At 65.3% G+C, this 10,304-nt stretch carries 9 protein-coding genes and 1 pseudogene; 2 read left to right on the top strand and 8 right to left on the bottom strand.

The genetic code is table 11. From position 1 onward, the window contains the following. Positions 1-198: 198 nt before the first annotated feature. A complete protein-coding gene (locus L1080_RS21815; protein ID WP_250772887.1) occupies positions 199-600 on the top strand; it encodes a serine recombinase in 402 nt (133 codons plus the stop codon). 44 nt (positions 601-644) lie between these two features. Here L1080_RS21815 and puuE read toward each other — a convergent pair whose 3' ends face one another. From puuE to L1080_RS21785, 6 genes are all read right to left on the bottom strand, one after another. Further along, on the bottom strand, positions 645-1,589 hold the full coding sequence (gene puuE, locus L1080_RS21810; RefSeq protein ID WP_250772889.1) for an allantoinase PuuE: 945 nt from the start codon (positions 1,587-1,589) through the stop codon (positions 645-647). Further along, positions 1,586-2,581 (bottom strand): allantoicase, encoded by a 996-nt coding sequence (gene alc / locus L1080_RS21805; RefSeq protein ID WP_250772891.1) that lies wholly within the window; start codon positions 2,579-2,581, stop codon positions 1,586-1,588. Before alc ends, puuE begins: the two co-directional genes overlap by 4 nt. Before the next feature lie 82 nt (positions 2,582-2,663). Continuing rightward, the gene (locus L1080_RS21800) at positions 2,664-3,911 is read right to left on the bottom strand and encodes a DUF6986 family protein (protein WP_250772893.1); all 1,248 of its coding nucleotides are present in this window, start codon (positions 3,909-3,911) and stop codon (positions 2,664-2,666) included. Between the two features lie 338 nt (positions 3,912-4,249). Beyond that, positions 4,250-4,486 carry a hypothetical protein gene (locus tag L1080_RS21795; RefSeq protein WP_159919085.1) on the bottom strand — a complete coding sequence of 79 codons (237 nt, stop codon included), beginning with the start codon at positions 4,484-4,486 and terminating at the stop codon, positions 4,250-4,252. Between the two features lie 136 nt (positions 4,487-4,622). Next, on the bottom strand, positions 4,623-6,824 hold the full coding sequence (locus L1080_RS21790) for a heavy metal translocating P-type ATPase (RefSeq protein ID WP_250772895.1): 2,202 nt from the start codon (positions 6,822-6,824) through the stop codon (positions 4,623-4,625). A 1-nt stretch (position 6,825) separates the two neighbouring features. Continuing rightward, complete coding sequence (locus tag L1080_RS21785; protein WP_159919087.1) at positions 6,826-7,110, bottom strand: DUF1490 family protein; 285 nt, start codon at positions 7,108-7,110, stop codon at positions 6,826-6,828. Between the two features lie 665 nt (positions 7,111-7,775). Here L1080_RS21785 and L1080_RS21780 point away from each other — a divergent pair. Further along, positions 7,776-7,955: pseudogene (locus L1080_RS21780) on the top strand (DUF4177 domain-containing protein); the annotation flags it as partial. Between the two features lie 45 nt (positions 7,956-8,000). Here L1080_RS21780 and L1080_RS21775 read toward each other — a convergent pair. Together L1080_RS21775 and L1080_RS21770 are read right to left on the bottom strand one after the other, a co-directional pair. Continuing rightward, positions 8,001-8,588, bottom strand: coding sequence for a DUF998 domain-containing protein (locus L1080_RS21775; protein ID WP_250772897.1), 588 nt, complete (start codon positions 8,586-8,588; stop codon positions 8,001-8,003). A gap of 870 nt (positions 8,589-9,458) precedes the next feature. Continuing rightward, positions 9,459-9,857 (bottom strand): DUF7144 family membrane protein, encoded by a 399-nt coding sequence (locus tag L1080_RS21770; RefSeq protein ID WP_250772900.1) that lies wholly within the window; start codon positions 9,855-9,857, stop codon positions 9,459-9,461. Positions 9,858-10,304 lie beyond the last annotated feature (447 nt).

Genomic DNA, 10,304 nt, shown 5'->3' with positions numbered 1-10,304 from the left:
CTTTCCGAATCGGCAACCGCGAACTGACCTCGACCATACCCAACACAAGAATTAAGTCCAGTTCAGCTCTTCGTGACGACGGATCGTCGGTGACTCCGAGGTGCAAGGCGCGCAGCGAATTTCATGTAACTTGCTTATTCCTCACCCACGGCTATGGTGCATGGCAGCACTAGTCGCACCTACTTGGAGGACCGAAATGTGAACGCAGCTACCGATCGTCAGTGGGCGGTTCGTGACGCTGTTCTGCGTTGGCTTCTCGCGAAGACAACGGAGGGATATCGGAGTCCGATCCTGGACGCGGATGCCATCGGAGCGGAAGTCGGCTGGGTGGCCTCGAAGCTCACCAGTGACGAAGTGGCCGACGCCTCGATGTTCCTCTTCAAGGAGAACTATGTGACGGGCGTGCCGGTAATGGGTATCGGGATTCCACGACCGATGCTGACCGTCGCCGGACGTCGGGTGGCCAAGGCAGGCAAATCCCTCAGGTACAAGGACGACGCTCAGCAGGCGAAGTTGCGCCGGCGTCTGACCGCGCCGCTCGCAGAGACCTCCGCAACGACGGCAAGCTCCGGCGCATCAGGGACGGAGTTCGATCGGTAACGGATCTCGCGCGCGTCACCGCCGCCATGTCGACCCACATTGAATCACCGTCTGGGATCCACCGGGTGCGTGTCGCGCCAGTGGCGGGCGATCTCGATCCGCCTGGCTACCCACACCTTCTCGTGGGACTGCACGTGGTCGAGGAACCGTTCCAGCGCGGCAGTGCGCGCGGGCCGGCCAACGATGCGGCAGTGCAGACCCACGGACAGCATCTTCGGCGCCCCCTCGGCGCCCTCCGCGTAGAGCACGTCGAAGGCGTCCCGTAGATGAGCGAAGAACTGCTCACCGCTGGGAAAACCTCCCGGCGAGGCGAACCGCATGTCGTTCGTGTCGAGGGTGTACGGCACCACCAGGTGGTCGACCAGTCCCTTGCCTGGCGAATCCACCTTCACCCAGTACGGCAGGTCGTCGGCGTACGAGTCGGAGTCGTAGAGGAAACCGCCGTGTTCGACTACCAGTTCCCGGGTGCGAGGGGAGTCGCGGCCGGTGTACCAGCCGAGCGGCGACTCACCGGTTAGATCGCGCAGGATGTCGACCGCCTCCGCCATGTCCTTGCGTTCGGCGTCCTCGTCGGAAAGCTGATACGACTTCCACCACAGACCGTGGCTGGCGATCTCGTGGCCGAGTTCACGAAAGGCGCTGACGGCTTGGGGGTTTCGCTGCATGGCCTTGGCCACCGCGAAAATCGTCAGCGGCAGTCCTCGCCGCTCGAACACCCGTAGCACACGCCACAGTCCGGCGCGGGAACCGTACTCGTAGATCGACTCCATGCTCATGTGCCGGTTCGGGAACGGCTGCGCCCCCACCATCTCGGACAGGAACGTCTCCGACGCCCCGTCTCCATGGAGGACGTTGCTCTCGGCGCCCTCCTCGTAGTTGAGGACGAACTGGACGGCGATCTTCGCGCCGCCCGGCCACTGCGGGTCGGGGGGCTTCGGCCCGTACCCGACCAGGTCACGGGGATATTCGGAGTCGAATCCGTGGGTCATGACTGCAACCCTGCCCGACCGGCTTCGGTCAGGGAACCCCACAGCCGCAGCCGTGCCATGCCACCGTCCGGAAAGATGTCGAGCCGGGCCTGCGTGACCGGCTGATCGTTGTCGACGACGAACCGATGCCTGGTGTCCGGCTGCAGGCGTGTCCGGGGGAGGAGCTCCACCCAGTCGCCGTCGCCGTCGCGTCCCTGAATACTCGCCTCACCCGGCGCATTGCCGAGGAAGTACGAGGTGTCCAGTTCGGCCAGCGACACGATGCCCTGAGCGGCGAGAAGAATCTCCACCCAATCGTTGTTGTCGTCTCGGCGCCGAGAGGTTTCCCAGCCGTCGCCCATGACGCGGGCCGATCCGGGGAGCAGCATGTTCTGTGGTGACCCGTAGAACATGTTGGAGCAGGACATCACTCGTGCCCCGTTCTCCAGGGCAGCGAGATCTACCGGTCCGGCGTCGAGGAAGCGAAGATCCGGACGGCCTTCGCCGTGCACGCGCAACCGGGCCACCCCACCGTCCGGGTACAAGGTCAGTTTGACGTGCGTCCACCGCCGCTCCGAGTCCACCGGAAAGGGATTCTCGGTGTCCCCTCGAACTGGACTGCGGCCGACGATGGTGGTCCACTGTGCGCCGACCACTTCGTCGGCCGACGGGTATCCGTCGATCGCCGCGGCTTCGACGGAAATCTCCGGTGGATAGTTGCCCGTGAACCATGCGGTGTCGACCACCACGCCCCGAATGACACCGGGAACCCCGAGGCGCACGATGGCCTCGTCGATGCCCGCGATCCGGCGCCGGCGCGTCTCCCAGCCGTCGTAGATCTGGCCCTTGTGCCCGAACGTGGCCGACTGGTACACGGCCGCAGTCGGGCGGATCAGATTCTCGCGCTCGGCGAACAATTCGTCGTTCGCCCACACGACCGCGCCGCCGAGCGTGCGGACGGCCAAGTCCGGAAGACTGCGAAAGCTGGGCGGGGCAGGAGTGTTCGGAGTCACGATGAGTACCTCCTGATCGGGCGTGGAGCAAGTGTAGGGCGTCGGTGATGCCGCCGGAGCGTCGCCGACCGGTTCCGGCCGCTCAGGTACCCGGGAGCACCGCGCGGGAGACGAGGTTGTGGAGGACGTCGACCGTGCATCCGAGGGCTTGCGCCAGTACCACGTCCTCGTCGAACGCGCCGCAGGCGAGCCCGCGGAGAACGACGGTGGCGAGGGCTTGTGCCGTGGCCGGTTCGTCCACCACGCCGCCGCCCTGCCGATCGAGGTAGGCCTGCAGGCGCGTGGCCGCGGTGGGCAAGGCACCCCGGTAGAAGTCGAAGGTGGCGAGCCAGCGGGTGATCAGATGCCCGGGATGCATGTCCCAGCCCTGGTAGTAACCGCGCTCGAGCGACCGGGTGACGAGCCGGTAGTGCCGGGACAATGCGGCGCGGACGTCATCGTCGCTGCCCTGCGGGACGACCTGGGTGGAGCCGTCGCAGACCCACACCCCGGTCTGGGCCGCCGCCACCAGCATCACGGACTTCGCGTGGTCGGCCACCGGATGCTCGAGCGATTGGAAGCGAGACGCGATGCCGCAGGCCGCGCTGTAGTCGTAAGTGCCGTAGTGCAATCCGGTGCACCGCCCGTCGGCGAGATGAATTGCCTTGGCGACGGTGACGGTGCCGTCCGGGCCGATGACGGCCTGGGGGCTCTCGATCTGCAATTCGAAGTGCAGTGACCCGTCCGGCAACCCGTAGGCGCGCTCGAGTTCCTCGCACAGTGCCACGACTGCGGTGACCTGCGCCGCGGCGCGCAGCTTCGGGACGGTGAACACGAAACCGTTCGGAACGCCGCCCGCACCTTCGAGGACGAGTTCGAGAGTGCGAATCCCGCGGCGGCGTTCGTGGGGCGCCAATCCTTTGGCGCGAATCCCGAGGGATCGCGGGCCGTCGGGGTCGGACGAGAGCAGGCGCAGTGTGTGTCCCGCGTCGAGCGCGGCGGCGTCCTCGATGTCATCGCTCCGCCATCCGTACCCGTCCTCGAAGTCGATGCGCAAGTCCATGACCGGACGGTTCTGCAACACCGTGCGGACATCGGGCAGAGCGTCGGTGGTTCCGAAGGATTCGAGCGCATCGGCGTAGCGGTCCAGCAGCGCGACCGCCTGTTCCGACCAGCGCCGCGGGGTGTCGGGGCGCGCATCCGCCGCACTCACATAGACGGTGTGGATGGGCTGAGACTGCGGACGATCACCCGGAAAGTGTTGTGCAAGAGAGGTATCGATGGGCCCGAGGAGGGCGTCGACGCGGTCGAAGCCGCTGTCCGGGAGCCGACTGAGGTACTGGGGGTTCACAGCACGATCTTGGCAGACATGCCGGCATCGCGAGGAGTGGCAGATCCGAACTCCTGCCCTGGAGAGAAACCCTGCCCCGAAAGAACCCCGGCCCAGGGGAAACGGGCCGGGGTTCGATGACGGTGAAGGATATGGAGAGGAGGGTCAGTTGCTGCCCGGCCCGCTTCTCGTCGTCGCCACAGTGGTGGCAGGGCGGATTTTTGCGGCATTCGGGCCGCTCCACGCGCCGGCCGGTTGCGAAGAAATTGCGGGCGGGGCAGCAACGCCCTCGGGAAGTAAGCTCACGCTAGGGCATCACCATCCTTTCGACTCCGTGTTCCCTCTTCGTCGAGCGGTCATCATCCGCGCGGAGGGGAGCGCTGCGTCGCGTCGACTTCCGCTCCCGTGGCCTGCGCAGCCAGTTCCGTTCGCGTAGAGGGGACTCGGCCTGCAGAGGGAACGCGCTCGGCGCGGATCGCGACTCGTACCAGCGATACCACGGCGCGTGGCGTCAGCGCCTCGGCGAGAAGTCGATCAGAGTCGGCGATCGACAGGTCGTAGTCGATATCGCACCATCGGCGTTCGCTGCACAGCATTGCGTCGACCTCCGGAAACCCTCGTTGCTGACAGGTTACCTACAGCAGAAGCTGTAGATTCGTTATAGCAAACGCTTCAGCGTGCTGCAAGGGGCTGTGGCCGCGATTTTGTCCCAAATGAGAACATCCGGACATCTCACGCGGACTTGCTGCCGACTCCGGGGCGGGTGGGTTGCTGCAGCTCGTAGGTGATCAGGCGGGAGCTGTTGGCGACGACGGCGACGGAGGAGGCGTTGTGCAGAATGGCGGCGAGGACGGGCGACAAGGCGCCGCCGGCGCTGACGAGTAGGCCGATCGCATTGACCGCGATGGACATCGCGTAGTTCTGCTGAACCAATGCGACCGCGTGGGCACCGAGGTCGCGGACATCGAGGAGGCGGCGCAGGTCGTCGCTCGCGAGCGCCACGTCGGCGGTTTCGACGGCGACGTCGGTACCGGCCAGGCCCATGGCGATTCCGATGTTCGCGGCGGCGAGCGCCGGCGCGTCGTTGGTGCCGTCACCGACCATCGCGACGGTGTACCCGTCGTCCTGCAAACGGCGGACCGCGTCGAGTTTGTCTTCCGGCATCACCTCGGCCTGCCACTCGTCGATGCCCAGTTCCGCCGCCACCGCCGCGGCCGTCATCGGATGGTCGCCGGTGAGCATCACGATTCTTCGGATACCGTCCGCCCGCAACCGCGACAACACCTCGAGCGCCTCGGGCCGCACCTCGTCACGGAGACTGATCAGCCCCACCAGCTTGCCGTCGACCGCCAACAGCAGCGGCGTCTCGGCCCGCTGCTGGAGTTTGCGTACCCAGTCGGCGGCCCGCTTCGACACGCGGACGTTCTCGTCGCGCAGCAATCCTTCGCTGCCCAGGAGCAGCGTCCGCCCGTCCGCCCACGTGCGCATACCGAGGCCGACGAGGACCTCGCACTCTTCGTGCGGTGGGATCACGATGTGCCGTTCCTCGGTCGAGCGGATCACCGCCTCGGCGAGTGGATGCCGGGAATGAATTTCCGAGCTCGCCGCATAGGCAAGGACCCGTTCCGGCTCCCAATCCTTCGCAAAAGCAACCACATTCGTGACGATGGGGCGACCGATGGTCAGAGTGCCGGTCTTGTCGAAGACCATCGCATCGACGCATCCGGCCTGCTCCAGGTGTGATCCGCCCTTGATCAGGATGCCGCGCCGGGCACCGTTGCCGATAGCGGCGCTGATCGCCGTCGGCGTCGACAACCCGACCGCGCAGGGGCACGCGATCAACAGCATCGTCATGGCGCGGCGGACATCACGGGTCAGGACGAGGGTCAGCGCGGACAAGGCGAAGGATGCCGGCACGAAACGGCGGGAGAAATTTTCACCGACGGTCTGGATCGGGGCGCGGTGCTCCTGCGCCTGCTCGACCTGAGAGATGATGCGTCCGATCGTGGTTTCGTTTCCCACCGCGGTGGCCCGGATGACGAGCCGTCCGCGCAGCACCACCGAACCCGCGTGCACGAGGTGTTCGGCCGAGGTGGCGATCGGCAGCGTTTCACCGGTAATCGCGGACTGGTCGACGATCGCCTCACCCTCCATCACGACACCATCCACGGGTATCGCGACGTGATCGTGGACCACGACTTCGTCCCCCACCTGCAGCGAATCGACGTCCACCGAAACCTCGGTGCGGTCGGCCAGACGAATCCACGCGGTGTCCTGAGTGCCCTTGAGGAGATCGGAGATGGCGCGCCGGGTACGGCGCAGGGTGAGTTCTTGGAGGTACTCCCCGATGTTGAGCAACCACAGCACCGTCAGGGCCACCACGTTCTCCCGGAGAACCAGGCTGGCCACCGTCGCGGCGGAGACCAGAGCGTCAGTGCCCGCCGTGCGGTTTCCGGTCAAAGTGCGGAGTGCTCCTTTGAGGAAGGGGTAGCCGGTGAAGATGGTCGCGCCGGTGGCGAACACGCGGCTGGTCGGGCCGAGTAGCGGTGCGCGGCGCAGTCCGTATCGGCGGACTCCGAGCACGAGCAGGGCGGCGCCGCCGATGGCCATCCGCACGATGTCGGCGTTACCGACGTCGGCCGAGCGAGGGGAGCGGTCCGGGACCAGCGCCCAGGGCGTCTCCTCGCCTGCAGCGATGGTGTCGAGCAACTCGGTGCGATCGAGCCGTTTCGGCGAATACCAGACCACCACCGACGCGGTCCGCGGATAGGCGTGCACGGCACGCACCCCGGCGAGCTTTTCTATCGAATCTTCCAGGGCGACGGCCCGTCCCACACTCGCGCGGAGCCACGGCAGATGCACGCGAATTCTGCCCGCCGCATCCGACAGGACTGCGACATCGTGCGAGACATGCGAGGCCGGCTCGGCGGACATGTCAGTGTGTGTGACCGTGACCGGTGTCGGGCTCCGCCGGCGGGGGAACTTCCTCGCCGATCCTGCCCTTGGCCTCGGCGATGACGTCGGCCACCTTCAGCCTTGCCGACTCCGCGCCCTCCTCCGCCTTCCGGGTCCCGCGTAGTCCCCACGCGGTCACGGTGACCGCAGTCTCGTGGAAGGGCGCCTTCGCGACCGCTTTGCGGGCCGCGTTGTACGCGGCGACACCGACAGCGCCGGTGACCACGGTGGAGGCAGCTTTGGCGAGCAGAATGTGAAGGGCCATGACCTATCGTTGCACCCACAGCTCGAAAATGGGATCTATTGCAGTAGCCGCGACATCATGCATCGCGCAAAGCTGACGTTTCCGCCGGTCGAGGCCTCCGCGAGGATGGGGGCCGGATCGCCTGCGTTCTAGGTCTTCGCGTGTGTTACATCCACGAAATATGGTTCGACGAGCACTATCTCGCCGAAGTGCGGCCAGCGCTGGCGCCGCAGGCTTACCCGGCGCTGTGGGCGACAGAACGAGTGAGCCGAATCGCGCGCCGCGCTCGATCAATGACGCCTACATGACCGCTCGAAACGCCGCAGCACTGGAGGCGGCGCTTGATCTGCATTGTCTGCGCCACTCCTATCTGCTCGCGAGCCGGGAGCTCACGCCACCAGGTGCCGGCGGCTTCCTACGCCAAAGGCACTCGAAGTGCCAGGGGGACCTTGCTTGCGTCCCCTGAATCAATTCACCGTTTCACACTGCCCGAACTCTCACGTCGACACGACGCGTCGAGCGGGACCGACTGGGGTAATACGAGGACAGGCGTGCCCGGTAGTCCGGAGTATCGGTCGTGCCCAGACCGCGCCGGTTCAGCATGGAGCCGGTGCGGCCGCCCACTCCTGCACCTCGCGGGCCTGTGACCCAGGCCTTCGTCGTCTCCGTCGTCGTGGGCGGCGGCCGTCGAGGTCCGCGAGAAAATGATCGGCGGCAAAATGTCCGGCGACAAACTCGAAGACCTGCTCAACCAGTACGCCCAGCAAGGATGGCGTCTCCAAGCAATAGCCTCGTCCGATGTCAAGGGCAGAATCGGCCCTGGCAGCGTGGAGGGACTGATGATCACCTTCGAACGCGAAGGCTGAGCAGGTCCGGCCACCGATCAGCCGACGTGTTTTACGCGCCGAACATCACCTTCGCCGTGAGGCGGGGACCAGGCGAGGCCCCGGGAGCGAGGGAGTGGCTGCCATCCGATCGAGCACCGAGGTGCCGCATCCGCGGACCTTTCTCGACCGTGAGGTGGCGGTGCGCGGGTGGAAAGTGCGCAGCGAGAACTCGACGTTGCGGAGCACCGTGCGGCGTGCCAGCCCCATCAGTACCGCCATGCCGGTCACGGCCATCCACATCGGCAACGGGTAGAGAGCGAGACGCTCCCCCAGGCCGAAATGCAGCGCCTGTCCCAGCATGAGGCCGGCGCCGACCACGCCCACGAGTGCGCACAGTGCGGACCACAGGGCGACCAGCCGCTTCTCGTGCCACATATGCCAGGCGATGAGCACGAGCACCACGTGGCGCGCCACGAAGCCCGGCAACACGGCCGACCAGTGGATGATCGTTCCATCGTTCGCCGGAAACAGTCCGGTGGCAGCAGTGCTGACCGCGATGATCACGGCAAGGGAGAGTATCCACTTCTTCTCCCGGCCACTTCGTATGTGTCGATGAAGAAACAGTGCACCGAGGAGGGTGAGCACCCCGAGCGCGACGAATGTCGAATTCATGACGTCGTGCATCGGTGAGCAGGATCCGACTTCGCAGGTCGTCACGCCCAGGGAGCTGATCGAGTCGTGCGCGAAGCTGTAAGGCGTGCTCCACGCCGCCGCGGTGAACACCTCCGCCAGCAAGTAGGCGAACGAAAGTACCCAGGCCGTGCCAGCAGCTGCGTGGCGCAGATTATCTGTTCTCGGTGATGGTCCGGCGCCGTGAGGATTGCTGATAGTGGATTCTCTCTGTCGAACCAGATATGTCGAGTGAGGCCGGAAAGCGGCCCGGATGATCTGCGTGGCCCTACGACCCGAACCTGAGGATGCTGCCCGAAATGTCTGCATGGTCAGCCTCCACTGTGTATCGGGTCGTACTACTGGCGCGCAATCGATCCGCGGTGTCTAGGTTGCCGACCTCTCCGCTCGTATTGGGGACCAAACCGTCCCCTCAGCCGTTTCGTCCGCTGACGACTGCTGACCGAGCGTGCCACAATGACCGCCAGTACGGCGATCACGACAATGACCGCGATCAGGATCCATCTCTTCAGACGTCCTCGTCCTTCGTACGGAATACCCAACCGACTCTTTCGGAAACGGCGATTGCAGTATGCACCCCGCGGGTCGGCGAGAATCAATGCGGCAACCACCGGCACGCCCGATGTTCGAAACCTCGCTACGAAGAGGCCAGCGCTGCCGGCCATCCTGATACAACGAGACTCCCGGGGTGAGCTGGATGGCGTCGGGGGTCAGAACGGAACGGTGCAGTGGTGGAGGGATGGGTTCAGTTCACCGGTTCCGGAGCCGCGCGGCCGCCGGCCTGCCGCTTACCGTGTAGTAGCCGTCGTTCGCTTCTGCTCCGAGGGTCGAAAGGCGCGGAAGGGTTGCAGATCAAATCGCGTCGGTCCTCCAGGTCGCGACCGCCCAGATCACCACGGTGTTCAGGGCGATGATTGTCAGCGCCCACGCCGGGTAGTGCGGCAACCAAAGGAAATTGACGAAGATCGACACACCGCAGATCACCACGACCCCAGGCCGTGCCCATGTCGCATCGGCAAACAGGGCGATGCCAGTGACGATGCCGATCACGCCGAGCACCAGATGAGTCCATCCCCACACGATGAGGTCGAACTGGTAGGTGTACTCGATGTCGGTGACGATCATCTCGTCCGCGAAGATCACGGAAATGCTCTGCAAGACTTCGAGGATCCCGACGGCAATGAGTAGAATAGCTGCGCCCCAGGATGTTCCCTGTTCCAGAACCTGTTTGACCCACGATTCCTTGGACATGACCGTTCCCTTCCCGGGAAACGTACAAAGTGCTCTGGTCTCGCTCATTGTTCTCCCTCAAAGCGGTGACGGCAGCATTGTTTCCGAAATCCGGCGATCTTGTGCACTCGATCTCCGGCGCACGCCAGGCCTGGTCACCACCGTGATCGCCCTGCTTTACGCCTTCATCCCGGATGGGATCACGCGCAGGGTCCCGCGCCCGCGACGGCCCGGCGGTCAGGCATCCGTCGCATGATCGGCGTAACGGTTGGACCGGACCCGTCACAGCGAGCGATCTCCGGGCCGATCGCTCAGCAGATCGGTAGTCAGTTGTGAATACATCAGGATGACGCCCATGCGGATCAAGTTGCACGAACAGCTCGAGGACCTGACCAATCAGCTTGCACTGATGTGCCACCTCGCTGGCGAAGCCATCGAGTCGGCCACCGGCGCCCTGGTCCACGCCGA

Origin of the sequence: Rhodococcus sp. MSC1_016, from assembly GCF_023667485.2 — a bacterium.
Lineage (GTDB): Bacteria > Actinomycetota > Actinomycetes > Mycobacteriales > Mycobacteriaceae > Rhodococcus_F > Rhodococcus_F oxybenzonivorans.
Note: the sequence above shows the minus strand (reverse complement) of the source record. Positions and strands in the feature narration are given on the sequence as shown.